At 66.7% G+C, this 26,436-nt stretch carries 23 protein-coding genes; 4 read left to right on the forward strand and 19 right to left on the reverse strand.

Annotation, left to right across the window (positions count from 1 at the left end):
- Positions 1 to 103 precede the first annotated feature (103 nt).
- From ACSFB7_RS05995 to ACSFB7_RS06010, 4 genes are all read right to left on the reverse strand, one after another.
- Positions 104 to 1,450, reverse strand: a complete 1,347-nt coding sequence (locus ACSFB7_RS05995) for an MFS transporter (RefSeq protein WP_435467986.1) — start codon at positions 1,448 to 1,450, stop codon at positions 104 to 106.
- A 76-nt stretch (positions 1,451 to 1,526) separates the two neighbouring features.
- Positions 1,527 to 2,183: an aspartate/glutamate racemase family protein gene (locus tag ACSFB7_RS06000; protein ID WP_435467988.1), complete on the reverse strand. Its 657-nt coding sequence runs from the start codon at positions 2,181 to 2,183 to the stop codon at positions 1,527 to 1,529.
- Between the two features lie 20 nt (positions 2,184 to 2,203).
- Positions 2,204 to 3,658, reverse strand: a complete 1,455-nt coding sequence (locus ACSFB7_RS06005; RefSeq protein ID WP_435467990.1) for an MFS transporter — start codon at positions 3,656 to 3,658, stop codon at positions 2,204 to 2,206.
- 356 nt (positions 3,659 to 4,014) lie between these two features.
- Positions 4,015 to 4,857 carry a MurR/RpiR family transcriptional regulator gene (locus tag ACSFB7_RS06010; RefSeq protein ID WP_435467992.1) on the reverse strand — a complete coding sequence of 281 codons (843 nt, stop codon included), beginning with the start codon at positions 4,855 to 4,857 and terminating at the stop codon, positions 4,015 to 4,017.
- On the opposite strand from ACSFB7_RS06010, the gene ACSFB7_RS06015 reads away from it, so the two are divergent.
- Complete coding sequence (locus ACSFB7_RS06015) at positions 4,850 to 5,356, forward strand: hypothetical protein (protein WP_435467994.1); 507 nt, start codon at positions 4,850 to 4,852, stop codon at positions 5,354 to 5,356. The genes ACSFB7_RS06010 and ACSFB7_RS06015 overlap by 8 nt on opposite strands.
- Before the next feature lie 30 nt (positions 5,357 to 5,386).
- On the opposite strand, the gene ACSFB7_RS06020 is transcribed toward ACSFB7_RS06015, so the two are convergent.
- From ACSFB7_RS06020 to ACSFB7_RS06065, 10 genes are all read right to left on the reverse strand, one after another.
- Complete coding sequence (locus ACSFB7_RS06020) at positions 5,387 to 6,151, reverse strand: sulfite exporter TauE/SafE family protein (protein ID WP_435467996.1); 765 nt, start codon at positions 6,149 to 6,151, stop codon at positions 5,387 to 5,389.
- Positions 6,152 to 6,218: 67 nt separating this feature from the next.
- Positions 6,219 to 7,130 carry a LysR family transcriptional regulator gene (locus ACSFB7_RS06025; protein ID WP_435467998.1) on the reverse strand — a complete coding sequence of 304 codons (912 nt, stop codon included), beginning with the start codon at positions 7,128 to 7,130 and terminating at the stop codon, positions 6,219 to 6,221.
- A gap of 64 nt (positions 7,131 to 7,194) precedes the next feature.
- Complete coding sequence (locus ACSFB7_RS06030) at positions 7,195 to 8,109, reverse strand: LysR family transcriptional regulator (RefSeq protein ID WP_435468000.1); 915 nt, start codon at positions 8,107 to 8,109, stop codon at positions 7,195 to 7,197.
- 39 nt (positions 8,110 to 8,148) lie between these two features.
- Positions 8,149 to 8,478 (reverse strand): ferredoxin, encoded by a 330-nt coding sequence (gene fdxA / locus ACSFB7_RS06035; RefSeq protein WP_435468002.1) that lies wholly within the window; start codon positions 8,476 to 8,478, stop codon positions 8,149 to 8,151.
- A gap of 18 nt (positions 8,479 to 8,496) precedes the next feature.
- Positions 8,497 to 9,273, reverse strand: coding sequence for an enoyl-CoA hydratase-related protein (locus tag ACSFB7_RS06040; RefSeq protein WP_435468004.1), 777 nt, complete (start codon positions 9,271 to 9,273; stop codon positions 8,497 to 8,499).
- A complete protein-coding gene (locus ACSFB7_RS06045; protein WP_435468006.1) occupies positions 9,270 to 10,439 on the reverse strand; it encodes a CaiB/BaiF CoA transferase family protein in 1,170 nt (389 codons plus the stop codon). The genes ACSFB7_RS06040 and ACSFB7_RS06045 overlap by 4 nt, the downstream gene beginning before the upstream one ends.
- Positions 10,436 to 11,818, reverse strand: coding sequence for an FAD-dependent oxidoreductase (locus ACSFB7_RS06050; protein ID WP_435468008.1), 1,383 nt, complete (start codon positions 11,816 to 11,818; stop codon positions 10,436 to 10,438). The genes ACSFB7_RS06045 and ACSFB7_RS06050 overlap by 4 nt, the downstream gene beginning before the upstream one ends.
- A 52-nt stretch (positions 11,819 to 11,870) precedes the next feature.
- Entirely contained in the window at positions 11,871 to 12,719 is an 849-nt protein-coding gene (locus ACSFB7_RS06055; RefSeq protein WP_394476622.1) for an ABC transporter permease, read from the reverse strand.
- Between the two features lie 10 nt (positions 12,720 to 12,729).
- Positions 12,730 to 13,512, reverse strand: a complete 783-nt coding sequence (locus ACSFB7_RS06060; protein WP_435468010.1) for an ABC transporter ATP-binding protein — start codon at positions 13,510 to 13,512, stop codon at positions 12,730 to 12,732.
- Between the two features lie 4 nt (positions 13,513 to 13,516).
- Positions 13,517 to 14,548 (reverse strand): ABC transporter substrate-binding protein, encoded by a 1,032-nt coding sequence (locus tag ACSFB7_RS06065; RefSeq protein ID WP_435468012.1) that lies wholly within the window; start codon positions 14,546 to 14,548, stop codon positions 13,517 to 13,519.
- A gap of 473 nt (positions 14,549 to 15,021) precedes the next feature.
- Here ACSFB7_RS06065 and ACSFB7_RS06070 point away from each other — a divergent pair, with 473 nt between their 5' ends.
- Positions 15,022 to 16,098, forward strand: coding sequence for a response regulator (locus ACSFB7_RS06070; RefSeq protein WP_435468014.1), 1,077 nt, complete (start codon positions 15,022 to 15,024; stop codon positions 16,096 to 16,098).
- On the opposite strand, the gene ACSFB7_RS06075 is transcribed toward ACSFB7_RS06070, so the two are convergent.
- Positions 16,070 to 16,603 (reverse strand): hypothetical protein, encoded by a 534-nt coding sequence (locus tag ACSFB7_RS06075; RefSeq protein WP_435468016.1) that lies wholly within the window; start codon positions 16,601 to 16,603, stop codon positions 16,070 to 16,072. The genes ACSFB7_RS06070 and ACSFB7_RS06075 overlap by 29 nt on opposite strands.
- Positions 16,604 to 16,784: 181 nt before the next feature.
- Positions 16,785 to 18,983: a WD40/YVTN/BNR-like repeat-containing protein gene (locus ACSFB7_RS06080; RefSeq protein WP_435468018.1), complete on the reverse strand. Its 2,199-nt coding sequence runs from the start codon at positions 18,981 to 18,983 to the stop codon at positions 16,785 to 16,787.
- Positions 18,984 to 19,297: 314 nt separating this feature from the next.
- Here ACSFB7_RS06080 and ACSFB7_RS06085 point away from each other — a divergent pair, with 314 nt between their 5' ends.
- Positions 19,298 to 21,145 (forward strand): choice-of-anchor Q domain-containing protein, encoded by a 1,848-nt coding sequence (locus tag ACSFB7_RS06085; protein ID WP_435468020.1) that lies wholly within the window; start codon positions 19,298 to 19,300, stop codon positions 21,143 to 21,145.
- Positions 21,146 to 21,164: 19 nt separating this feature from the next.
- Here the strand turns inward: ACSFB7_RS06085 and ACSFB7_RS06090 are convergent, their stop codons facing one another.
- Both ACSFB7_RS06090 and ACSFB7_RS06095 read right to left on the reverse strand, forming a co-directional pair.
- Entirely contained in the window at positions 21,165 to 21,812 is a 648-nt protein-coding gene (locus tag ACSFB7_RS06090; protein ID WP_435468022.1) for a response regulator transcription factor, read from the reverse strand.
- A 30-nt stretch (positions 21,813 to 21,842) separates the two neighbouring features.
- Positions 21,843 to 23,327 carry a serine hydrolase domain-containing protein gene (locus ACSFB7_RS06095; protein WP_435468024.1) on the reverse strand — a complete coding sequence of 495 codons (1,485 nt, stop codon included), beginning with the start codon at positions 23,325 to 23,327 and terminating at the stop codon, positions 21,843 to 21,845.
- Between the two features lie 307 nt (positions 23,328 to 23,634).
- Between ACSFB7_RS06095 and ACSFB7_RS06100 the strand changes: the two genes are divergently transcribed.
- On the forward strand, positions 23,635 to 25,368 hold the full coding sequence (locus ACSFB7_RS06100) for a GMC family oxidoreductase (protein ID WP_435468026.1): 1,734 nt from the start codon (positions 23,635 to 23,637) through the stop codon (positions 25,366 to 25,368).
- On the opposite strand, the gene ACSFB7_RS06105 is transcribed toward ACSFB7_RS06100, so the two are convergent.
- Positions 25,268 to 26,293, reverse strand: coding sequence for a LacI family DNA-binding transcriptional regulator (locus ACSFB7_RS06105; protein WP_435468028.1), 1,026 nt, complete (start codon positions 26,291 to 26,293; stop codon positions 25,268 to 25,270). The two genes, ACSFB7_RS06100 and ACSFB7_RS06105, sit on opposite strands and share 101 nt — an antisense overlap.
- Positions 26,294 to 26,436 lie beyond the last annotated feature (143 nt).

The following is a 26,436-nucleotide window of genomic DNA, read 5'->3' on the forward strand; positions in this document are numbered from 1 at the left end:
GAAAAATGAGATGAACGATGCGCCTGGCCCGGGCTGTGCCGGGCGAGTGCGGGCCTGGATTCTAGGAGGCGCGCACGGCGCAAGCGCTCATCATTTCATCGCGTCATCGCAATGGCGCCGGGCTGCGCGCCTTCTCGCGCGACACGAACAGCACGATCAACACCGTCGCCAGAAACTCCACGAGCGCGATGACCGTCAGGCCCTGCGCGTACTGCCCCGTGCTGGTCTTGAGATAGCCGAGCAACTGCGGTGAAAAGTACCCCGCGAGGTTCGCCACCGAATTGATGAAGGCCAGCCCGACCACCAGCGCGGTGGCCGAGAGATAGCGGCTCGGGATCTGCCAGTAGATCGGAATCGACCCCATCGTTCCGGCCGATGACAGCGCCAGCGACACGATCACGCCGGCCATGTTCTTCTGCCCCAGAAAGTAGGCCGTGAGCAGCAGGCCCAGCGCACCGAGCGCGGCCGCAATGGCCGTGTGCCACTTCACTTCCTTGCGCCGGTCCGACAGGTAGCCGTTGCCGATCATGCCCGCCCAGCCGCAGGCGTAGATGCCGGCCATGATCCAGCCGAGCGTCTTGATGTCGGTCACGCCGACCTCGCGCACGATGCTCGGCCCGTAGTACACCAGCGTGGCGTTGCCCGCGACGATGCAAAAGAAGATCAGCGTCAGCACCCACAACTGGGCGTTGCGCATCGACGCGAAAAAACTGTGCTCGCGGCTGCCCAGGCTCCGGGTTTCCACGGCCAGTTCGCTTTCGACGTGCGCCTTCTGCCGCGCGCTCAACCACCGCGCCTTGGCCGGCGAATCGCTCAGGATGAAGTAGGCCGCGAAGCCCGCCACGATGGACGGGATGCCTTCGAGCACGAACAGCCACTGCCAGCCGCGATAGCCGCCCGCATCGCTCAGCGTCTCCATCAGGTAGGCCGCGATCGGGCTGCCGAACATCAGCGACAACGCCGAGGCCGACAGGAGAACCGCGAGCGCCTTGCCGCGCCGGTGCGCCGGCAGCCAGTACGTCAGGTACAGGATCACGCCGGGCTGCAGGCCCGCCTCGAAAGCCCCCATCAGGAAGCGCAGCACGTAGAACTGCAGCGGCGTTTTCACCCACGCCATCAGCAAGCACACCACGCCCCAGCCGATGGTGATGCGCATGATGGTTTTCTTGGCGCCGAACTTCTGCAGCAGGATGTTGCTGGGCACCTCGAAGAAGAAGTAGCCGATGAAGAACACGCCCGCACCCGCGCCGTAGATCGCGTCGGACCATTGCAGGTCGCTCATCATCGTGAGCTTCGCGAAGCCGACGTTGACCCGGTCGATCCACGCGAGGAACCAGACCAGCGTGAGAAAGGGAATCAGGCGCCAGACGATGCGCCTGAACGTCAGGTCGCGTTCCGCGAGGCTGTCCACGGACATGTCGGACGCCGAAGGCAAGACCACAGTGCTCATTCAATACTCCTTGGACAACAGCAAGCCGCAGCGCACGCAGGCGCTGCATTAAAAACAAAGAGATCGCCCGCGCGAACTACGGCGTGACCGCGAGCCGCGAACACAGCAGTCGCATGGCGGCCGAGATCGGCGCGATCACGGGAACATCGAACCGTGGCGCCAGCGCCAGTGCGGCCTGCCCAAGCGGGCCGCCGCCGATGATCACGGCCTGGGCGCCGTCTTCGTCGATGCAGCGTTGCACGGCCTGCGCCAGCGCTTCTTCCAGCGCTTGCGGATCGGCCGCCAACTCGCGCGGATCACCTTGCGTCAGGCGGATGCCGGTGTAGAGATCGCGCAGCCCCAGCGCAGCCGCGCGGCCCTCGATGGGCGACACCAACTCGGGCGTGACGGTGGCAATGCCGAAGCGGCGGCCGCCTTCGCTGGCCACGAGCATCGATGCCTCGGCGATGCCGACCACCGGCACGCTGGCTTCACCGCGCAACAGCTCGATGCCCGGATCGCCGAAGGCGCTGACGATCACGCCGTCCCATCGCCCGCCCGCGGAACGCCACGCCTTCAGGACCTCCGTGGCGGCCGCATCCAGCTCGTGTTCATTGACGATCATGGACGGCCCGCCGGCCGCGGTCACGCCGGTCACGCGGCAGCCGGCCGGTGCTTCCCTGTTGGCGATCTTCACCATCATCGCGGTGGTCGCCGACGAAGAGTTCGGGTTGATGAGCAGGATTTCTTGCATGCGTGGGACTCTCTGAAAATTCAACCCGGCTGCACGATCTTCGTGGCCGGGGCCGTGCCGTTGCCGGGGCTTTCGCCCGGCAGCGGCAGTGCATCGGGCGACTGGCCGTAGGTCTCGGGCACGCTCTGCACGCTGACCACGAAGACCGCGTACATGCCGGCCGCCAGGCTGAACACACCGACCAGGCCGAAGGCATCGAACAGGCGGCCCGCCACCAGCGGCATCAGCGCGCCCGCCGCCGTGCCGGTGGCAAGAATGAAGGCGGTGCCGAAGGCGCGCACGCGGGTCGGGTACAGCTCGGGCGCAAAAATCCAGATGGTCGTGTTGAGCAGCAGCACGAAGAACTGGAACACCGCACCCGCAATCAACAGCACCACGATGCTCTTGGCCGCGAAGCCGATGGTCAGCGCCGCGAGGCAGGCGCACACGGCACCGGCCGTCAGCACGCGCTTGCGCGGAAAGTGAAAGCCCAGCAACGAGGCCGCGATGGCGCCCAGCAGGCTGCCGCCCTGCATCACCATCGTGAAGAACAGGCTCTTCGACATGCTGTAGCCCAGCGTGACAAGAATGGTCGGCATCAGCGTGAGCACCGATATCTGCGCGCCGTAGGTCATCCAGATCGTGATGCACAGCGGCACGGTGCGCCGCGCCAGCGCACCGCGAAAGATCTCGGTCACGCGCACCTTGACGCGGGCATTGGGCGCAGCCTGTCCGTCGTCGGTGATGTACTGCTTCTGCGGCACGTTCTTCGCCGAGAGCCGGCCCGACGCCAGCCGCGACAACACCGCATTGACCTCCTTCACCTTGCCCTGCGACAGCAGAAAGCGCGGCGTCTCGGGGATGTAGCGGCGATAGAAGGCGCCGAGCAACGCCGGCACCATCAGGCAGGCGAACAGCCAGCGCCATGCGTTGTCGCCCGGGAACATCCAGAACACCAGCAGGCCGAAGCCCGGCGCGAGGAAGTTGCCGAGCCCGCCGGCGCCGACGTTCACCAGCCCGACCGCGGTGCCACGGAACTTGGTCGAGCAGAACTCGGCCAGCATGGTGACGGCAATCGCGATCTCGCCGCCCAGCCCGAAGCCGACGACCGCGCGGCCCAGCGCCATCACCGCAAGGTTGGGCGCCATCGCGCAGATGCCCGCGCCAAGGGTGAACAGCAGCAGGTCGATCGACAGCATCACGCGCCGGCCGTAGCGGTCGGCGATGAAGCCCGAGATGATCCGCCCCACCGCCGCGCAGGCAAAGGTGACGGTGTTCAGCAGGCCGATGTCGGAGGCGCTGAGCCCCCACTGTTCGCGCAGCATCGGCCCCACGATGCCCACCGCGTTCTGCTCGAAGCTGTCGAACAGGCAGCCGATGAGGATCAGAAAGATGATCGTGTGATGCGACCGCGTGACGCCGATCTTGTCGAGCGCCCGATCGAGCTCGGCAACCCGGGGCGAGTCGGGCCCGGAAGAAAGTGCAGGTCCAGCCATTGGAAACCCCTTGGGAAAGGAATGAAGTGCTTTGCTCGGTGCTGTCTGGAATCGCTTCGCATGCTATCGGCGACGCCGGCAGAATGACATATCGATTTCACCTAGTTTGTTTTTGTGAAATCTCAATTTCAGACGGAACAGCCCTATGCAAGCGACATGCCCGATGGCGCGCGACGCACGGAAGCCGTGTGCCGCAGGGGAACTTTTCAGAGGGGAAAGCGTGGAATGACTGTCACGGGCGGCCACATCCGGGACCTGTCGCATCCGTTGCGGGTGCACCTCGAACGGGCAGATGCGCACTGCGGTCGTGCGTCTTTTCAGTGCACACCGGCCCGATCAGGCCGGTCGCTCGCCGCTCAAAGCTCGCCGTTTTCCTCGTGCCCGAGTTCGATCGCGGCCAGCCGCTTGCGCCCGGCGGAGCCCGAAGCCTCGATCACCATGGTGGCGATCAGGTCGCAGATGCCCATCACGGCCGTGTGATTGTCCAGAAGCCCCGGTCCCCGGCAATCGCATTGCAGCGACCAGGTGGCACCGGCGAAATCGGGTGAGGCCTTGTCGCTGATGTAGACGATCTTCGCGCCGGCCTTGCTGGCGCCCGCAAGAAGAATGTCCATCTGCCGCGTCTGCCGGCGCGTGCCGAAGACGATCACGCAGTCGCGCGCGCTCAGCCCCGCCAGGTGCTCGGCCAGCGTCTCGCCGGGCCCCGGAATGGCGGTGACGCGCGGCACCACCTGCACGATCTGCCAGCGCAGGTAGAGCGCGAAGGCATGGCTGCTGCGGCTGCCGAAGATCAGCACCTGCCCCGCGCCGATGATCGCCTTGACGATGCCGGCCATCTGCTTGTCGTTGATCCGGTCGAAGGTGCTGGCCAGGTTGGCCTGCGACTGCTGGAAATGCGTGGCAACCAGATGGCCGCGCTTGGACGCCTCGGTCGCGTTCTGGAACAGCGGCGAGCCGGTCTGCTTTTCCTCGCGGACCTGGCGCCGGGCCTCTTCGTAGTTCTCGTAGCCGATGCGACGGATGAAGCGGCTCACCGTCGACGGCGACACCCCCGCCAGCTCCGCCAGTTCGTTGCCCGCATAGCTGGCCAGCTCGCCCGGAAACTCCAGCACGAAATCGGCAAGCTGGCGCTCTGTTGCCGACAACTGGTCGAGCTGGCTGCGGACGCGGCGGACGAAGGAATCTGCGGACATGGGCATGCGGGTGGGAGAGGCGCACGATGATGCCATGCCCCGCCCGCATCAAAATGCGCCTCTCGCCCCTTCCCTGGAGTTCCCGGCCTTGATCGCAGCAGCATCCCGCACCTTCGTCGCCCTGGTCACCCTGTTCGTTGCAGCGCATGCGATGGAGAGCCATGCGGCCGAACCGACGTGGTTCATCATGAGCCACGAATCGGGTTGCGTGCCGCTCGCGGAATTGCGCGACGTCTTCCCGTCACTGACGGATCGCGCGACGCCGCGCGAGATCTTCGAGGCCTCGCGCAAGCAGCACCCGGACACGCGGCTGCTCACGTTCCGCCAGGCACTCGCCGAAGAGGTGCGGCAGACAGGCAAGCCACTGCCCCCGGAGACGGCCATGGCCTATCGCCTGTTCAACGACAGCAACGCCTTCGTGGTCTCGAGCCAAAAAGCCGGCCGCGACACCGTCCTCCTGACCGAAGCGCTGTGCCGGACCGTCGGCATCCTGGAAGGCAAGTAGCGCAACGCCACCCGAAGTGCGTCGCCCCTTTCAGGCCACGGCATAGCGGTAGATCAGGAACGCGCCCGAGCACAGCACCGCCACGCCCACCACCCGCAGGAACTGCTCGCGCGACAGGCGCAGCGTGATGCGCCGCCCGATGGCGGTACCGACCAGCATGGCCGGAAACAGCAGCACCGCCAGCCAGAGCAGCGAAGCCTGCGCGTACACGCCGGCCAGCAGGAAAAGAATCGCCCGCGTGAGCGTGCTGAGCCCGATCAGCGTGGACTGGGTGACGCGAATCTGCTCCTTGCCGGCGATGCGGCCCGACAGGTAGATCGCATAGATGAAACCGCCGCTGCCGAACATCGCCGAGAAGATGCCGCCCACGAAACCGAACGGCAGCGCCGCGCGTGGCGGCAGTTGCGACACCGGCTTGATGCCGCTGAGCGAATACAGCGCATAGGCCACCGCGAAGATGCCCAGCGCCAGCAGCATCAACTGCGGACGCCCCAGCAGCAGCAAGGCGGCCCCCACGAGGCTGCCCACCGCCATCACCGGCACCAGCCGCCGCAGCTCGGCCGTATCGGCCGAACGCGCGTCGCGGCTCACGTTGGCTACAGCCGCAAAGAAGTCGAGCAGCGCCAGCAAGGGCACCACGCTGGCCACCGGAATGAAGTTGGCCAGCACCGGCCCGGCGATCAGCGCCGTGCCGAAACCCGCGATGCCGAAGATGACGTAGGCCACGACCACGCCCGCACAGACGATCGCAAACTGAAGCGGCGTGACGGGCAAGGCATTGGCGATGGCATCCATGCCCGCGAATCTAGGCACTTCGCCCGCTTCGCGCCAATACAGAATGCGGCGGGCGTCGATCTCGAAATCAGCTAGGTCCAGGGGATGCCGCCCGCATGCCCGCGCGCAGCGAATCGACCAGGTCCTGCGCCAGCTTCGTGCCCCCGGTGCGCCACAGCACCAGCACCGTGGTGCGGCTGTCGTCGCCTTCCAGCGCGAGCAGCCGCACGCCCTCGGGCGCCATCTGCCCCATCGACGCCGGCACGATCGCAATGCCGAACCCCGCCTGCACCAGCGCCAGTTGCGACCACTTGCGCGAACGCACCTGCGCGCCCGTCGGGTGGTAGCCCTGCGCGCGGCACAGCTCGGCCACGCGATGGCTCAGCCCGCCCCGCTCCAGGTGCGGCGTGGCGACGAAGGGTTCGTTGCGCAACTCGGCAATGCCCACGTGCTGCCGGCCCGCCAATGCATGCGTTGCGGGCACGGCGACGACCAGCGGCTCCGAGAAGATCGGCTCGTGCTGCACGCCCGGATAGCGACGCAGCAAGGGCTCGCGCGCCAGGCCGACATCGGCAATGCCCTGCTCGATGTCCAGCGCCTGATGCTCCGAAGCGCGCTGCGATACCTCGATGGACACACCCGGGCAGCGGCGGGCATGGTCCTTCAGGCACGCCAGCAGTGCATGCGTCAGCGGCACCGAACTCGAATGCAGGAGCTGCACCGTGCCCTCGATGCCTCTTTGCGCATGGCGCGCGCCGACGGTGGCGCTTTCGATCGCGGCAAGAATGCGCCGCGCATCGCCATACAGCGAGCGGCCGGCCGGCGTCATCTCCAGGTGCCGCGTGTCGCGCGCGAGCAGTTGCACCTGCAGGTGCAGCTCCATTTCCTTGACCTGCCGGCTCAGGGCCGATTGCGCGATGAACAGGCGCTCGGCCGCCAGGCTGAAGCTGCCCGCGTCGACGATGTCCACGAAGTAGCGAAGCTGTTTGTGAGTGAGCATGAAAAGAAGGCGATGCGAGCGCGCGGGAACGCCAGCTTAGTCCGTCTCGCCCGCGCCATCGCGCTCACACCGCGGCAGCCGCAATCTCCAGTTGCGTCAGGCGCCGCGCCATGCGCCCGACAAAGTTCTGCGTGACATGCGGCAGCACCCGCTGCGACGGCACCACGATGCCCACCTGCAACTGGTCCAGCGCGGGCAGCTCGAAGGGCCGCCAGATCAGGTCACCGCGCTTCAGGTCTTCGATGAAGGCGATCTTGGAGAAGCACGAGATGCCCTTGCCGGCCCTGATCAGCCGCTTGAGCGTCGGCGTCGAATTGCAGGTGGCGGCCGGTTCCATGTCGTCCCAGAATGCGGCGAACTCGGGCGACAGCGCGGCGCTGATGACCGGGTGCGAGCTGGAGCGCAGGAACGGGTAGCGCGCGCATTCCTTCAGCGACACGCTGGCATGGTTCGCCAGCGGATGGCCGGGCGGCATCACCACGCCGATCGGCAGGTTCGCCAGCGCCACGGCGGCCACGCCGCCCGGCAGGCGGCTCACGAAGGTCATGCCCACGTCGACCTGCCCCGACATCACCATCTGCGCCACGTCCATCGGCTGCACGGCGGTGATGGTGTACGTGACGGCCGGGAACACCTGCAGAAAATCTTCCACCGCCGAAGGCAGCAGGTCCTCGAAGAAGGAGTCCATGGCCGCCACCTTCACGTGGCCGGTGCGCTCGCCCTTGAGCGCATCCAGCTCGGTACGCATCACCTGGTATTGGTGCAGCGTTTCCTGCGCGTGCTTGAGCAGCCGCTCGCCAGCCGCATTGAGCCGCAGGCCGTTGGGCATGCGGTCGAACAGCTCCACGCCCAGCTCGTCTTCGAGCTTGTGGATCTGCCGGTTGACGGCACTGGCCGCCACGTAGAGCCGTTCAGAAGCCTTGCGCACCGAGCCGCAACTGGCGACCTCGATGAAGTACTTGAGGATGCTGGCATGCATCAGCCGGCCCTCCCCTCTGGCACCTGCCGATCAACCGGCTCAACCGGCCATTTGCGGCATCGCAGCAATCGCCGGGTGGTCGCAGGCCACGCGCTTCGCATCCGCGCCGCCGGGCGAGCCGAGCCCGCTGATGTGGGCCGAGAAGAACTCGCGGTTGATGGCCGCGAAGTGTTCCATTTCGGGCGGCAGCCGAAGGTCTTCGTAGATGGCCTGCGTGGGGCAGGCGGACACGCAAACGCCGCAGTCGATGCATTCATCCGGGTGAATGTACAGAGTGCGCTCGCCTTCGTAGATGCAATCGACCGGACAGCACTTGACGCAGGCGCCGTCCTTGATGTCGATGCAGGCGCCGGTGATGACGTAGGCCATGGCATGAAGGGCGGGCGCCTAGCGGCCCAGCCACTGCGGCTTGCGCTTTTGCTGGAACGCCAGCACGCCTTCGTTCGCGTCTTCGGACTGCAGCGCCGCCACCAGCGCCGGCAGCCGCATGCGGTGCGCCTCGGCCGGCGACAGCGTGCCGGTGCGGCGCACCACCTGCTTGATGGCCTTGAGCGACAGCGGCGCGCAGGCCAGCATCTGCTGCACCCAGCGGTGCACGGTGGTGTCGAGTTCGGCGCGTGGCACCACCTCGTTGACCAGGCCCATCTCCAGCGCGCGTTGCGCCTTCACGCGCTGGCCGGTGAGCATCATGCCCATGGCCTGGCGGTACGGAATCTGGCGCTGCAGCAGCAGCATGCCGCCGTCCAGCGGCAGGCGGCCCACCAGCGGTTCGGGCAGGCCGAAGCTGGCTTCTTCGCAGGCCACGACGATGTCGCAGCCCAGCACCATCTCGAAGCCGCCGCCCAGCGCGAGGCCGTTGACGCGGGCGATCACCGGCACGTCGAGCGTTTCGCGCAGCGCGATGCCGCCGAAGCCGCCGGTGCGCGCGGCCGCCCAGTACTCGACGCCCTTGAGGTTCGAGGTGTTCTTCAGGTCGGCACCCGCGCAGAACGAGCGCTCGCCCGCACCGGTCAGCACCACCGCGCGGATGTCGTCGCGCGATTCGATGTCGGTCCAGATGCGCTGCAGCTCGGCCTCGGTCGGCAGGTCCACTGCGTTGAGCACCTCGGGCCGGTCGATGGTGACCGTCGCGACATGGTCGATGACTTCGTAGAGAACGCTCATGCATCGGCCTCCTCGATCAGCGCGCGCGCCTCGGCCAGCACTTCTTCGGTGTGCTGCCCCAGCTTGGGCGGCTCGCGCCGCAGGCCGGCCTTGGCGCCCGACATCTGGATCGGGCTGGCAATAAACTTCAACGGCCGGCTCGACGACGAGCCGCCTTCGAGAATCATCGCGTTGTGCAGGGTCTGCGGATCGACCAGCGCCTCGCGCATGTCGCGCACGGGGGCGGAGAGCAGGTCTTGTTCTTCGAGCTTGGTCAGCCAGTGATCGCGCGTGTTGCTTGCAAAGCGCTCGCGGAAGATCGCATGCAATTCGGCCTTGTTCGTGAACTGCGCGGCCATGGTGGCAAAGCGCGCATCGAGCGACAGGTCGTCGATGCCCAACGCCGCGCAGATGTCGCGCAGCGGGTTCGCCTTGAACGCACCCACCAGCACCAGCGGCCCGGTCTGCGTATCGAACACGCCCGACAGCGGCATCGCGGCCCAGTTCACTTCGGAGTCTTCCATCATGACCATGGCCGCTTCCTGCATCTGCATCGCGAGCATGGAGTTGTAGAGCGACACGGCAATCTTCTGGCCCTCGCCCGTGCGCTCGCGCTGCAGCAGCGCCAGCAGGATGCCCTGCACCATGTGCATGCCGGCGGTGTAGTCGGCCAGCGCGGTCGGGTAGATCGACACCGGCACCGAGGCATCGGCGCGGCGCGCCATCACGCCGGTGAGCGCCTGCGCCAGCACGTCCTGCCCGCCCTTGTGGGCATACGGGCCGGTCTCGCCGAAGCCGGTGCCCACCGCGTAGATGATGCGCGGGTTCAGGCGCTTGCAGTCTTCATAGCCCAGACCCAGCCGCTCCATCACGCCGGCGCGGAAGTTGTTGGTGACCACGTCGGCACCGGCGATGAGTGCCTTCACCAGTTCCATCTGCTCCGCATCGCGCAGATCGATTTCCACGCTGCGCTTGTTGCGGTTCAGGCTGCAGAAGATCGGGTTGTCGTTGCCCGCCACCGGCGCGAAGGTCGAGCGGCTCAGGTCGCCCGCGCCCTTGCGCTCGATCTTGATGACGTCGGCGCCGTGGTCGGCCAGCATCTGCGTGCAGACCGGGCCCATCATGACCTGCGTGAAGTCGATCACGCGGATGCCGTCCAGCGGCAATGCATTGGCGGCGCTGCTCATGCGGCCTCCTTCGTGAACGAACGGGCGATGGCGGGCACGTCGGCATTCGGCCCCTTCTGGTCGCCCGGGTCTGCGCCTTGCGCGCGCAGCGTCTTCTGCAGCTTTGCCACATCGACATCGCGCACCGACACGCCCGCGTTCAGCGCCAATGCGGCGGCCGTGCCGGTGGCCTCGCCCATCGCCATGCAGGGCGGAATTTCGCGCGAAATTTTCTGCGCAGCCGAGGTGGCCGAGTAGTGGCGACCGGCCACCAGCAGGTTCTCCACACTGCGCGGCAGCAGCGTGCGGTACGGGTAGTAGTAGTCGCGTCCGCGTGCCACGCTGTCGTCGAAGCGGGTGCGCTGGGCCACGTCTTCCTTGGTCATCACATAGGCGCCTTCGAGCAGGCGCGTCTGGCGGATGCCGGTCTGCGGCGCCATGTCGATCAGCGTGCACTTCGAGAAGCCCGGCAATTTGGCGCGCACGAAATCGATCACCTTGTGGATGGTGGCGCGGCCCTGCACTTCGGCGCGCGTGAGGTCGCTCACCTTCAGGCCATCGAGCCCCGGCATGTGCGGGCAGTTGCACCACACCACGCCGGGCAGCGGCGTCTTGAGCCACCACGCGTCCCATGCGCCGCCGAGCATGTGCTTGATCTCGCGGTCCAGCGCCTGCCAGGCCACGGGCTCTTCGCGCTCGAAGCGCTCGGCTTCGTCGGTGTCCACGCTGCCGAGACGGAACACGGTCGTCACGATGTAGCTGCCGCTGATGTGCGGCGCGCCGGCCGAAGCGGCCACGTCGAGGTCGCCGGTGGTGTCGATCACCACCTTGCCCAGGATGGCTTCGCGCCCGCCCTTGGTTTCGCAGACCACGCCCTTGACCTTGCCGTCTTCCACCAGCGTGCGCGAGAACCACGAGTGCAGGCGTAGTTCGATGCCGGCCTGCTGCACCATTTCGAGCGAGGTTCGCTTCCACGCATCGGGGTCGAACGCGGCGGCGAAGCAGATGGGGTGCGGCTTCTCCTTGCTGTGAAAGTCGTAGGTGCCCCAGCGCTTCCAGCGGCGCACCGAGTCGGGCAGCGTGCCCCAGTCCTGCTGGCGCGGGTACTCGGCCAGGCCCAGCGCCGACATGCGCTCGATCATTTCCAGGCAGATGCCGCGCACCGAAATCTCTTGCTGGTGGCTGTCCCACATGTCGTCCAGCACCAGCACCATGCCGCCCGAAGCAAGGCCGCCCAGGTGGTTGTAGCGCTCCAGCAGCGTCACGCTCGCGCCGTTGCGCGCGGCGGCCAGGGCAGCGGCCTGCCCCGCGGGGCCGCCACCGACCACCACCACGTCCGATTCGGCTGCCACGCGCACGTCGTGCGCGGGCTCCTGCATCCAGTCGCCAATACGGCTCATAGAACTCTCCTGTTGATTTGTTGGGATGTGTGTTTGAAATGCGCCCGGTGCATCAGGGCGCGGCTTCCGGCTGCCAGCGGATGACCCAGCGTTCGACCAGCGTCACCAGCAGGAAGAACAGGCCCGAGAGCGTGGCGCTCATGACGATCGCGGCATAGAGCAGCGGCGAATCGAAGTTGAAGGTGGCCTGCAGAATCATGGCGCCGATGCCCACCGTGGCCCCCACCCACTCGCCCACCACCGCACCGATCACGCACATCGACGCGGCAATGCGCAGGGCCGAGAACAGATAGGGCAACGCGTTCAGCAAACGCAGGCGAAAGAAGATCTCGGTCTTGCTCGCTGACAGCACGCGCATCAGCTCCATCGCCTGCGGGTTGACCGACTCCAGCCCGCGCACCATGTTCACCAGCGTCGGGAAGAAGCAGACCAGCGCGGCAATGGTGATCTTCGGCTCCATGCCGTTGCCCATGATGAGCACCAGCACGGGAGCCTTGGCCACCAGCGGCACGGCGTTGAACATCAGCACCACCGGAAAGAAGATGTCCTGCAGCGTCTTGTTGTGCACGAACACCGTCGCAATCGCGATGGCCGCGAGGTTGCCCAGCACGAAGCCGCCGGCGGCTTCCATCGCGGTGGGCAGCAGGTTGTCGAGCAGCACGTCGCGCTTGGCATACAGCGTCTCCAGCACGGCCCAGGGCGTGGGCGCGATGAAGGGCTTGACGTCGAACACGGCGATCACGGCCCACCACAAAAAGACCAGGCCGACGATGCCGAGCGCCGGCAATATGCGGCGGCGCCACAGGCGTCGCTGGCGCGCGGCGGCCCACGCGATGTATTCGGGGTCGGCCGGTGCGGCGAAGGCGCCGGGCACGGCAGCGTCGAGGGAACGGGTATTCATGGCATCGGCCTCAGCAGGTTTCCAGCACACGGCGCAGATGGCTCGTGAGGCGAACGAACTCGGGGGTCTCGCGCATTTCCAGCGTGCGTTCGCGCGGCAGCTCCACGGGCACGATCTCGCGCACGCGACCCGGGTTGGCGGCGAGCATCAGCACGCGCTGGCCCAGGAAGGCTGCCTCGTGGATGCTGTGGGTGACGAAGAGAATCGTCACGCCGGTCTCGCGCCACACGCGCAGGATCTCTTCGTTGAGCCGGTCGCGCGTGATCTCGTCGAGCGCACCGAAGGGCTCGTCCATCAGCAAAATCTTCGGATCGCTGGCGAGCGCGCGGGCGATCGACACGCGCTGGCGCTGGCCGCCCGACATCTCGTGCGGGAAGGCATTCAGCCGGTCTTTCAGGCCCACCAGTTCGAGCAGCTCCTGCGGCGAACGGCGGCCCTTGCGGCTGGCACCACCGCCGACCTGCAGCGGCAGCTCGACGTTCTGCAACGCCGTGCGCCAGGGCAGCAGCGCCGCGTCCTGAAAAACGAAGCCGATGTCGCGGTTCTTGCGCGCGGCCTGCGGCGTGGACGACAGCACCTCGATGCGGCCACGGCTGGGCTGAAGCAGGTCGGCCACCACGCGCAGGAAGGTCGATTTGCCGCAGCCCGAAGGGCCGAGCAGGGTCAGGAACTCGCCCTGCGCCACGTCGAGGTCGAGGCTGCCGATGGCGGTGACGTCGCGGCGCTCGGTGAAGAAGCGCACGCCGATGTCGCGGCAGGCGATGGCGGGTGGCGCGTTGAGAACGGCGGCCATCGCGTCAGGCCTTCACTGCGCGTGCGGCCGCCGTGGCCTTGAGCGCGTCGAGCGAGATCACGTCCTCGACCTTCGGCGTGCGCGCGGTGAACTGGCCCAGCTCCGAGTAGGTGGTGATCTGCTCCTGCCACACGGCCGGGTCCATCGCGCCCCAGCCTTGGGTCTGCGCGGCACCGCCGAAGGAATAGTCGAGCATCACGTCGACCGCCACGCGCTCGTCCTCGCGCTTGAGGTTGGGGTATTCCTTGACCAGCATGTCCACCGCCTGGTCGCGGTTGGCGCGCACATGCTGCCAGCCCTTGGCGGTGGCGCGCAGAAAGGCTTCGATGATCTTGGGCTGCGTCTCCAGCGTCTTGGTCGATGCGTAGTAAGGCAGCGCATAGAGCCGCACGCCGGCGTCCCACAGCGTCATCTCGACGCGGTCCGGGCCCAGCACCTTGATGGCGGTGGTGCTGGTGAGCCAGCCGGTGACCACATCGACTTGCCCGGTGAGCAGCGGCGTCATGTCGGCACCGACAGAGACCACCTTGACGTCTTTCTCGGCGATCTTGTTTTTTGCGAGCAGCGCGCGCAGCAGGATGCCGGCGGTCGATGGAATGCCCACGCGCTTGCCGATGAGGTCGGTCGGCTTGCGCACCGGATTTTTCGCGAGCGAGAAGTAGGTGTAGGGGTGCTTCTGCGCACCCGCCGCGAAGCACTTGATCGGCAGGCCCTGCGACACCGCCAGCATGATCGACGGGCTCGACGACACCTGCCCCACCTCGTAGCGGCCCGAGGCGATGATCGCCACGCCGTCGATGTTCGGGCCGCCCGGCTGGATCGCGAAGTCGATGCCTTCCTGCTCGTAGAAGCCCATGCGCTTGGCAACCACCTCGCCGATCTGGTTGACCCCGACGATCCAGCCCAGCTGCATGTTGATGCGCGCCTTGCCTTGCGCGAAAGCATCGATGGAAAGCAGGCCACCCGCGGAAAGTCCGCCGGCGATGAGGGACGTCTTGAGGAGACTTCGGCGACCGGGGTCCCGGAGATTGGCCATGGCGGATTCCTTTTCTTCGATGCGTGGAGGTGAAGGCATTCGGCTTGTGCGCCGGCCTGTGGTGCAAGACACCGAAGGCCAGCGAGGCGAATGCTAGGAGTGCGGCGTGAGCGCACCAAGCACCGTTTTTCGCAACGGGTGAACTAAAAAATAGTTCTCCTTGGAGGTCTCCCAATGACGCGGTGGTGCGCGTGGTGCACAGGCGTGCACCAGCATCGGGAAAACGATAGGTCCCGGCGGGTGCGTTCACGGCCGGACTCGCCGGGCGACATTCCAGAGGCCGCGATAGCTTGTGCCCACAGGGCTGCTCATGAAATGAAAGCGCCCGCCCCCGCCTGATGCGGCGCGATGCCCGGCATTGATCGCGCGCGGGCGCATTGGACCAAAGTCCAATGACTTCCCCCGCGCCATGCCTTAACTTGCATGCGCCGCTTGCGGCAATCCCTTCATGCGTTTGCCCACCTTCACCTTCGATGAGTGCCTCCTGCTCGCCGATACCCGCCGACCCCGCCTTCGCCGCGCGCATGGCGGCGCTGCATCGCAACTTTCCGTTGTCGTTGCTCGGCGTGCTGTTCACCGTGGCGCTGGTGATCGTGGCGCTGCACGGCGCGGTGCCGCATGCGCAACTGGCCGCATGGGCCGTGGCGAATGTCTTGTTGACGTCAGGCCGGGCCTGGCATGTCCGGCGCTACCGGCAGGCGATGCAAGCGCAAGACGCCACCGCGTTGCACCGATGGCGGCGCGAGGCCATCGTCGGTGCGGTCGCAGGCGGCCTGCTGTGGGGGCTGCCGCCCGCGTACTGGATGCTGCAGGTGCCGCTGCCCCAGCAGATGTGCATCGTGGCGGCCATGCTGATCATGGGCACCAGCGCGATCTATGCCTACTGCGTCGACTCCTGCCTGTTGTATGCCTTCCAGGTGCCGTACGTCCTGCCCGCGATCCTTGCCATGGCCACCATCGACGATGTGCTGCTGCGCGTGATGTCGGTGGCCGGCGCGCTCTACCTCCTGGTGACGCTGAGCTTCGCGCACCGCATCCGCACGCAGGCCGACGCGTTGCAGTCGCGCTTCGAGAATCTCCACCTGCCGGGCCGGTTCGCGATGCCACCCGCGAACGAGCCACCCGCTGTTGCGATACACGTGCGGCCTGCCCCGTTGCGCTTCGGGTCAGGTGGCCGGCTCGTCCTGGTGGACGATGACGATGCGGAAAGCCGCCGCGGCCTGCAACTGCTGCTCGAAAGCTGGGGCTACAGCGTGGTCGCGACGCAAGGCGGTGCGCAGTTATTGAACGAGGTGACGCAACGGCCCGGCAAGCCCGCGCTCGTCATCAGCGATGACCGGCTGCGCGAAGGCGAAACCGGCGTGGACGTGATCGACCGCGTGCACGAGGAATACAACGACGACGGCATTCCCGCCCTGCTCGTGAGCGGCGACACGAACCCGCAACGCATCAGCGAAGTGGCCGCGCGCGGCTGGCAGATGCTGCACAAGCCCGTGCCACCCGCGCTGCTGCGCGCGGCCCTCACCCGCCTGCTGGCGAACGAAGGCTAGCCGCGGGGCGGGCATTCTGCCGCGCCGAAACACGGGGTGCCGCAGCCGAGCGCTGTCGGCGCAGGCCCGGTGCGCCATGGCCTGCGCGCCCGTGCACCACACGCCCCCGCGCTGCCGTCTGCGGTGCAGGCTGGATCTGGTGCGCTTCGAAACGCGCCTCCTTCTGCTTCAGGTAGTGCATGAGCACGTGCGACACCATGTTCAAGCCGAAAGTGCCGAAGGCCGCCGGAAAGATGTAGACCGCAATCGACAGCTCCGAAGAAAAAACGATGTCGTCCGCCAGCGAGGGCGTGGCCTTGGTCACGATCGCAAGCGCGCGCAGCAGGAAGATGTCCACGCCCGCCAGCAGGATCAGCAACAGCCCGAAGGCCAGCACGGTGACTTTGGAGAACTCGCGCCGCACGAACAGCGTGACGAAGATCGCAGCGGGCAGCACCAGCGAGCAGAGCACCAGTGACCAGAAGCGAAGCTGCGTGAAGATGGTCGCGTCCGAGAGGATGTGCATAGGCAGAACGTTGATTGACGACGGCCGCACGAGTCTGCCCGGCCGATGGCGAATTGAGCCACGACCGGCGCCTTGCAATTTGTCCGGGAAGTGAACCGGGGGTAAAGGCGGAAGGCGAAATCCGGCGCTGATGAAACACCGGGAAACGTCTTCGCGCGCGATGTCATTCGCACGTCATTTTTCAGCGCCACTTCATCACGCCCTGCCCCGGTGATCCCAGCCACAGCGTGCCGTTGGGGGAGACCCTCGCGTAAAGACCGAAGGTATAAGCCAGTCCCTGGTTCTGTGCCGTCCAGCCCGAAGCCCCGTTCGCACTGGTGAGCACGCCCAGGCTGTCCGCCGCATAGCCGCCGGCATGCACCGCGCTCGAACTGCCCAGGTACACGCGCCCGCTGGTCGGGTGCACTGTCACCGTTCTGGCCCAGTTGCTGGCCTGCACGCGGGTCCAGCTCTGGCCGTAGTCGGTCGACTGGTACAGGCCCTTGCCGCTGCCCTTGACGGCGATCCAGACGTTGCCGTCCTTGCTGGCCAGGTCCATGGGGCCGCTGTAGGTCCACGCGTTGTGCAGCCAGTGCGTGCCCTGCGCACTGGTTTCCCAGCCGGCCGTCATGGCGGCGGGCAGCGCAAGCTGCTGCCATGTGTTGACCTGCCCGCCTTGCCACGAGCGATACACGCCGCTTGCCGACAGCGCGAAGACGCCGTTGGTTGCGGTGTAGTACACGCGAAAGCAATCCTTGTTGGGGCAGCTCAGCGCCACCGCCCACGAGTTGCCATCGTCCTGGCTCAGGTAGATGTCGCCGTTGACGGCGGCGTAGACCCACCGATAGTTGACCGCGCTGTCAGGCGCCACCGTGAGCCCTTCGAGGCGCTTGATGGGGTCGGGCAAGCCTTGCGTGATGCGTTGCCAGTTCGCGCCCCGGTCCGCGCTCTTGAGCAGGTACATCGGCTCCGCGCAGGGCGTGCCGCAGTTCTCCAGGTTGCCGCCCAACTGCGCCCACACCACGTTGGCACGGCTCGGGTCTGCCACCACGCTCAGGCTGTTGCCGCCCTTGCCGCTCCAGCCGCCGGTGTATTGCGCGGCATTGAGGCTGGTCCAGCCGGTGCCGCCATCGTCCGAGCGCCACAGGCCGATGTCCATGTAGCCGGCGTAGACCAGGTTGGGGTCCGCGAGGCTTTGCTCGACGACGACCGGCACCACGTTGTCGATGCCACGCGAGCGCCAACTGGCGCCGACCGCCGTGGAGACACCATCGCTCCAGTTCTTCGCGCCATCGCTGCTGGTGTAGAGGAACTGGTTGTTCGTCCACAGCACGGTGTTCGGGCTCGCCGGGTTGTAGCCGATGGTCTGGCCCATGCCCTGGTAGCTGTAGCCCATGCCCCAGACCTCGTCGCTCTGCGACCATCCGCCGCTCACGCTCAAGGTGCGCTTGGTCCAGGTCGCGCCGGCGTTGGCGCTCTCCCACAGGAAGCTGCCGTAGCTTTGCGGCGGACGCAACGCCTGGTTGTCAAGATCGATGATGCGCACCCGGTTCGCGTTGGAAGGGTCGGCCAGGATCACGCCCGAAGGCGCCTGCGCACCGGGCGTGATGTTGGTCCACGAGAAGCCGGTTTCGAGCGACTTGTAGACCTTGGCCACGTTGCCCGTCTGCACCACCGTGGCGTACATCAGGTTGAGGTTCTGCGGGTCGAGGCCGTATGCGATGTCGACCAGCTTGCCCTGCTGCGGATCGCGCCGCACGAAGGTCGTGCCGCCATCGGTCGAGAAATGCGCCTGGTACACCACGCTGCTTTCAGCCTGGTCGGGAAAGCGGCCCTTGCCGCTGATCACCCAGACGCCGTTGGCATCGACCGGATGCGTGCGCAGCCCGGTCACGCGCAGGTTGGCGGGCAGGTTCGAGTTGGTCGGGCTCCAGGTCTCGCCCGCGTTGGTCGAGCGGATCACATAGGGCTGCAGGCTGTCCCACTGCGGATGAACCACGGCATAGACGATGTTCGGATTGGCCGACACCGCAATGGCGGCGATGTAGCCGCTGCTGTATTTCTGGCTGAAGCCGGTGCCGTTGCTGTTGCCGACGAAGAGACCGCCATCGGTGCCCACCAGCAGCTTGCCCGCGGGGTGGGCCGCGGTCGAAGCGATGTGCGTCACGGTCAGTCCGCTGCTCGAACCGATCGCCTTCCAACTGGTGCCGGTGTCGGTGCTCAGGTAGAGGCCACCGAGATCGGAACCCACTGCCCAGTAGCTTTCGCTGGTGATCACGGGCGAATTGAAAGCGCCTCCGCCTCCGGGGTTGGCGGGCTTCCAGCTCTGTTGTGCATGGCTGCACAACGACGCAAGGAAGAACAGCGCAACCAGCAGGTTGCGAAGAAATGTGTGCTTCATCGATCCTCCGTGGCCATCGCTGTCGTTGCTTGTCTGTCTGCGTCTGTCCGGATGGCGACGGCAGACTAGGTGGCGCTCCAGGCCTTGTCAAGCAAGGGCATGCAAGGGCCGCACCGATGAATGGACAAGCGCCGAGGGCTTGGTATCTTTCGCCGGCGGACAGCAATCGTGCGTGTCCGAACGAGGGAGGAAGACAAATGCAGATGCGCAAGGAACCGTGTCCATCGGAGGTGCTACAGGTCTGTGGGCACCACCCCCCGGAAGTACGCATGCGGCACCGGCTGTTGCGATGGCAGCGGCGAAGCCGCGGCATCTTGCACGCCACCGCCTCACTGCTGATTGGCCTCGGTCTCGGCCTCGCATCGGCCCTCCCCGCTTCGGCAGCGGTCGGCATCGCGATGACACCGGCGAGCGCAACGCTCGCGGCCAATGGCACGCAGCAGTTCCAGGCCACGGTATCGGGCGCCACCGATACCGGTGTGGTGTGGATGGTCGATGGCGTGGTCGGCGGCGCGCCCTCCATGGGCACGATCTCCACGCAGGGCCTCTACACGGCTCCCGCCAATGCAGAGGGCGCCGTCAGCGCCACGGTCACCGCCGCCGCAAGAGCGGACGGCACGGCACTGGCGAATGCCGCCGTGAGCGTCCAACAGTTTTCGCGCAACGGAAGGGTGTTCCATGTCGCGCCCAACGGCGTCGACAGCCGCGCGAACAACAACTACGGCAGCGCCGCATCGCCGTGGCGCACGATCCAGTACGCGATGAACCAGGTGCAGGCCGGCGACACGGTGCTCGTGCATGCCGGCGTGTACAACGAGACCGTGAAGGTCACGCGTTCGGGCTCCGCGGCGGCCGGCTACATCACGCTGATGGCCGCGCCGTCGGAAACCGCGGTCATCGACGGCACGAGCCTCGTGCAGCAGCCCTATGGCATGCAGGGGCTGGTCACGCTGGACAACGTGAGCTACGTGCGCCTGAAGGGCTTCGAGATCCGCAACTACCGGTCGGCCAGCGAATTCATCGTGATGGGCGTTCTGGTCATGGGGTCGGGCGAGCGCATCGAGGTTCGCAACAACCTCATCCACCACATCGAGGCCACGAACCTGCCGGCCAACGGCAACGCCAATGCGCTGGGCCTTGCGGTGTACGGCCTGTCCGCCGCGCCGATGCGGCGCGTCATCGTGGACGGGAACGCGCTGTACAACCTGAAGACGGGCCTGGGCGAATCGCTGACGGTCGACGGCAACGTCGATGGCTGGCAGGTCAGCAACAACATCGTGCATGACAACAACTTCATCGGCATCGATGCCACCGGCTACTACAACACTTCGGCGCAAGACCCGGAGAAAGACCGCCCGCGCAACGGCTGGATTGCCGACAACACGGTCTACAACCTCTCGACGGCGGGCAACCAGGCGTTGACGCAGCCCGCGGCCGCCATCGGCATCTACGTCGACGGCGGCATGGACATCACCGTCGAACGCAACAAGGTCGACTCCACCGACGGCGGCATCTGGCTGCTGAGCGAAAAGCCTGGCAAGCGCACGAGCCGGGTGACGGTGCGCAGCAACCTCGTGCGCTTCAACGCCAACGCCGGCATTCTGGTCGGTGGCTACGGCGAGCAGGATTCGGGTGGCGCGAACGACTGCACCATCGTCAACAACACGCTGTACCTGAACAACGTCAACAAGGTCGATGGCATCAACGCGGCCGAGTTCCAGGTCGGCCACCACGCCGAGAACATCGTCTTTGGCAACAACATCCTCTATGCGGGTGACAAGGGCTATGCCATCGTGAAGTTCTCGCCGGCGAATTCGTCGTCGGTGACCATCGGCTACAACATCTACTACACGACCTCCGGCGGCGGCTATACCCGGTGGTTCTGGATCGACAGCAACTACTACAACGACAACGTCAGCGGCCCGAGCTTCCAGCAGTTCAAGGCCGCGAGCGGCGACTACAACGACAGCAGCGTGGTGGCCGATCCCCAGTTCGAGAATTTGCCCTTGCTCGACTTCCGCCTGAAAGCCGGCTCGCCCGCCGTCGACAGCGGTTTCTACGCCGCATCGCTCGGCGCAGCCGCCGTGGGCCCGAAGGATTTTGTGAAGAACCCGCGACGCCGGGGCAGCACCATCGACCGCGGCGCGTTCGAGCGGCAGTAGGCCGCGCTGCCAACGCGGCTCAGCGCGGTTTGCCCAGCAACCCCGCGCGCCGCGCCTGCATCGCCGCCTGCGTGCGGTTGGACACGCCCAGCGCGGCAAAGATCGCGGAGATGTGCGCCTTGACCGTCTTCTCCGTCGTCTCCAGCCGCTCGGCAATCTGCGCATTGCGCAGGCCCTCGCACAGCAGGTGCAGCACCTCGGTCTGGCGCGAGGTGAGCTGGCTCAGGATGTCGGCCGGCGTCGACAGCACGGGCATCGGCGAAGCACTCTGCGGCGATGCCTGCACCACGTTCTGCTCGCCGGCGATCACGCGGCGCAGCGCATGCAGCAGTTGCTGGCTGTCGGCCGACTTGTGGACGAAGCCGTGCGCGCCCGCTTCGAGCGCGGTCTCGATGTCGTGCGGATCTTCGGAGGCCGACAGCACCAGGATGCGCAGGCCGCCCCGGCGCCGCTGCAGTTGTTTCACCAGCGCGGCACCGCCCAGGTCGGGCAGGTAGTAGTCGGTCATCACCGCGTCGAGCCTGGGCAGCGTCGACAGCGCCTCCAGCGCTTCGCCGCCGCTGCTGGCGGTGGCTATCTGCATCGAAGGCTCTGCCTCGCGCAAGGCAAGGAACAGGCCTTCGCGAAACATCGCGTGGTCGTCGATCAACAGAATCGTGGAGGGCATCCTCCGATTCTGTCTCCAAAGGCCGCCCGCTCAGGTTTTGGCGCGGGTTCCGGTGAGCGTGGGCAACTCGGTCGCGCTGGAGTTGACGTTGACGCTGCGGTCAAAGCGCAGGTAGGGCCCCGCGAAGCGGCACACCACCGTGTCGCGGAAGGCCGACTCGACGAAGGTCCATGTCATGACGAAGGTGCGTTCGTCGCGCCATTCGCCGCTGGCCACCACGCGCATGACCTCGGGCTGGTACTCGTGGTGCAGCTTGTTGCCGGTGATGGTGGTGTCGCCCTCGAAGGGCTTGCGCAGGCCCACCTGCACCTTGTGCGTGCCGCGCTCGTCTTCCATCGTGAAGGTGCAGGCCTCGGGCGTGAAGTCGAGCCGCATCGACTTGACCTTCTCCGGGTTCTCGGGAAAGTCGAAGCGCTGGCCCGAGACGGTCGCGGCAACGGGCGATGTGCTTGGCTTCATGGGCGGCTGCAGTTGCAGCGTGCGCGTGCGGGTCTTCAGCGCGGCGTAGTCTTTCTCGCTGTTGGCCACGGTGCCGCCGAACGCCGCGGGAAAGTGCTTGTAGAGAATGCCCGCGTTGAAGCCCGCCTTGGGCGGCAGCGCCGAGTTGAGCGCCACCACCGCGTTCTGCTCGGGGAACACCACCGAGTACTGGCCGAACAAGCCATCGGCGTTGTAGGCGCCGTTCGGACCCAGCCACCACTGGTAGCCGTACTTGTCCTTGGTGTGCGGCGCGTGCACCGAATCCACCCACGCCTTCGTGAGGATCTGCCTGCCGTTCCACTGGCCGTTCTGCGCATGCAGGATGCCGAGCTTGAGCGAATCGACCGTCTTCCAGCTCAGGCCGTTGGCGCCGGGCGAGATGCCTTCGGGACCCACGTCCCATTCATAGCCGGTGATGCCCATGGGGTCGAACATGCGCGGCTTGAGGTAGTCGGCCGTCGACTGCCCGGTGGTCTTCGTCACGATGGCCGACAGCATGTAGGTGGCGGCGCTGGTGTAGACGAACCTGCTGCCCGGCGTGTAGACCACCGGGATCTTGAAGAACTCGGCGATCCAGCTCGTGCGGATCGGCCGCCACACCGAGCCCGACACCATCGACTCGTGGCCGGTGCGCATGGTCAGCAGATCGCGCACCGTCATCGCCGCGAGGTTGGCGCTGACCGTGGCCGGCAGGTGCTCGGGAAAGAACGAAACCACCTTGTCGTCAAGGCCGAACTTGCCATCGGCAATGGCCATGCCGACCGCGCACACGGTCACGCTCTTGGTGAGCGAATGCGTCATGTGGCGGCGCTCGGGCTTGTACGGGTCCCACCAGCCTTCGGCCACCACATGGCCGTTGCGCCACAGCATGAAGCTGTGCAGCTCGAAGGCGCCACGCTCGGCGTCGTCGAGAAAGGCAAGGATCGAGGCGGACGAAATGCCCTGCGCCTCGGGCCGGCTGCGCGGCAGGCCGTCCGCGAAGACGGGTGCGGCAGCGCCCACAGCAGCCCAGCCGATGCCGGGGATGGAAGCCATGGCCGTGCCGCCTAGCGAAAGGCGCAGCAGACCGCGGCGCGAGATTTGGGGAATGGAGGGAGTTGTTGTTTCTTGCATGGTTCTTGGTGTTGTCTCTTGCTGGCAGAAAGGCCCACACAGTTTCGCGCCGATAGCTGTCAAACGCCTGTCGGCAATCGCAGAGAAAACCCGGTTGCCCCTGCGCACCGGCACGCTGCAATGAGTACCTTCGACCAGAGGGAAAACGCCAAGCCCCACCTCTGCGTTCATTCCTACAGTTGAACTCGCCCGGCAGCACGCCGCGGCAACAACCAAGGAAAGACGCGCCATGGAGTTCGACTACGTGATCGTGGGTGGGGGTTCGGGTGGCGCGACGCTGGCGTCGCGCCTGAGCGAAGACCCCGCCGTGACCGTCTGCCTGATCGAGGCCGGCGGCGACGGCCGGGGCATCCTGGTGCGCGCGCCGGCGGGCACGGTGGCAATGCTGCCCGGCCGCCCGCCCATCAACAACTACGCCTATCAGACCGTGCCGCAGCCGGGCCTGAACGGGCGCCGTGGCTACCAGCCACGCGGTCGCTGCCTGGGCGGCTCCAGCGCGATCAACGCCATGCTCTATGTGCGCGGCCATCGGGACGACTACGACGACTGGGAGCGTTCGGGCTGCGCGGGCTGGTCCTTCGACGACGTGCTGCCCTGGTTCAAGCGCTCCGAAGGCAACCAGCGCGGCGCGAGCGCGCTGCATGGCGCCGACGGCCCGCTGCAGGTGTCGGAACAGCAGAGCCCGCGCGCCATCAGCGAAGCCTTCGTGCGGGCCGCGATGGAATGCGGCATTCCACACAACGACGACTTCAACGGCGACGAGCAGGAAGGTGCAGGCCTCTACCAGGTCACGCAGTTCCACGGCGGCGCGAAGAACGGCGAGCGCTGCTCGGCCGCCGCGGCCTACCTGCACCCGGTGATGGACAGCCGCCCCAACCTCACGGTGCTGACCGGCACGCAGGCCCTGCGCGTGGTGCTCGAAGACCGGCGTGCAGTCGGCGTGGAGGTGCGTCGTGGCGGCAACAACGAGATCATCCGCGCGCGGCGCGAAGTGGCGCTGTGCGGCGGTGCCTTCAACTCGCCGCAGTTGCTGATGCTCTCGGGCATCGGCGACCCCACCGAACTGGGCCGCCACGGCATCGCGGTGAAGCAGGCGCTGCCCGGCGTGGGCCAGAACCTGCAGGACCACACCGACTTCATCCTGGCCTACAAGTCGAAGCAAACCGACCTGTTCGGCATCAGCCTCGTCGGCGGTGTGCACTTGATGCAAGCGATGCTTGAGTGGCGCAAGCGCGGCACGGGCCTCATTGCCACGCCGTTCGCCGAAGGCGGTGCCTTCATCAAGTCGTCGCCCGAGTTGCGCCGACCCGATCTGCAACTGCACTTCGTGATCGCGATCACAGACGACCATGCGCGCAAGCTGCACATGGGCTTCGGCTTTTCATGCCATGTGTGCGTGCTGCGCCCCAAGGGCCGGGGCGACGTGCGCCTGGCTGATGCGAGCCCCGATTCAGCGCCGCGCATCGATCCGCGCTTCTTGTCCGATGCGGAAGACATGGCGCTGCTGCTGCAGGGCGTGAAGAAGACGCGCGAGATCCTGCGTGCGCCCGCGCTCGAAAAGTACCGGCACAGCGAGGTCTACACGGCCGATGCCCACACCGACGAAGAACTCACGCAGCACATCCGCGCGCGCGCCGACACCATCTACCACCCGGTGGGCACCTGCAAGATGGGCGTGGATGCAATGGCGGTGGTCGATGCGCAATTGCGCGTGCATGGCATCGAGAACCTGCGCGTGGTCGATGCCTCGGTGATGCCGACGCTGATCGGCGGCAACACCAATGCACCGACGATCATGATGGCCGAGCGCGCGGCCGGCTGGATGCGCGGGCCGATCACCTTCGACCGGGCGCAGCAGGATGCTAGAGCGCCTGCGACGAGCCCCGCACCACAAGCTCTCCCGGAAGCAGCAACTGGCGCGGCGCTGCATCCAGACCCCGCAGCCGTTCGATCAGGCATGTAGCCGCCGTGCGGCCGATGGCATCGGTCGGTTGCGCCACGGTGCTCAGGCCGGGGCCGATCAGCGAGGCCCATTCGGGATCGTCGAAGCCGACAAAGCCCAGGTCGCTGCCGAACTGCCAGCCCAGCCGCGCCATCGCCTGTGCCACGCGCAGCGTGACCACGGCATTGCCGGCGACCACCGCCGCGCGACGGCCGCGCTTGGCACGCTGGCGCAGGGCGCGCAGCGCGTCGTCGAGCGCATCGCTCTCGCCCTCGACGGATTCGAAGATCTCGCCCGCCACGCGCGGCTCGTGCGCCGCCACGCAGGCGCCGAATGCAGCCGTGCGCTCGCGCCGCGAGCTGACGCCCTTCTGCGGCTCGGTGACGTAGAGCAGTTCGCGGTAGCCGCCATCGACCAGATGGCCGCAGGTGTCTTTCATCGCCGCATGGTTGTCGAGCGAAACGAAATCGGTGTGCATGCCGGTGTGGCGACGGTCGACCAGCACGGCCGGCTTGCCGTGCAACGTGACCGCGTCGACCACATTGCTGCCGCGCCCCAGCGTGTTGAGGATGAAGCCGTCGACCTGGTAGCCCGCGAGCGCATCGATGGCCTCGCGCTCGCGTTCGCTTTCGTTGCCGAGGTTGAACAGCATCACGAGGTAGCCGGCGTCCTGGCAGGCCTTCTCGGCGCCGCGCAGCACCGCGACCGAGTAGGGGTTGGTGATGTCGGCCACGATCAGGCCGATGAGCCGCGAACGGCCGTGGCTGAGCGCCTGCGCCATCGGGCTGGGCGAGTAGGCCAGCTTGGCGATGGCGACCTCGACGCGCGCGGCGATGTCGGGGCTGAGCAGCCGTTCGCGGTGATTGAGGAAGCGGGAGACGGTGGCTTTGGAGACGCCCGCGGCTTCGGCGACGTCGGCGATGGTGGCGCGACCCGTCGGTTTCATCGGTGGCTCTCGCTCCCTCTCCCCTTGGGGAGAGGGAGCAAGACACGGAGATCATCATGCGGACGCCGTGTCGTACGGCGCAGTCGGCTTTTCTCCGGCCAGCACCTGCAGCAGATTCGTTGTCGCCAACTCGGCCATCGCAT

The organism is Variovorax raffinosi (assembly GCF_051216615.1).
In the GTDB taxonomy this organism is placed as follows: domain Bacteria; phylum Pseudomonadota; class Gammaproteobacteria; order Burkholderiales; family Burkholderiaceae_C; genus Variovorax.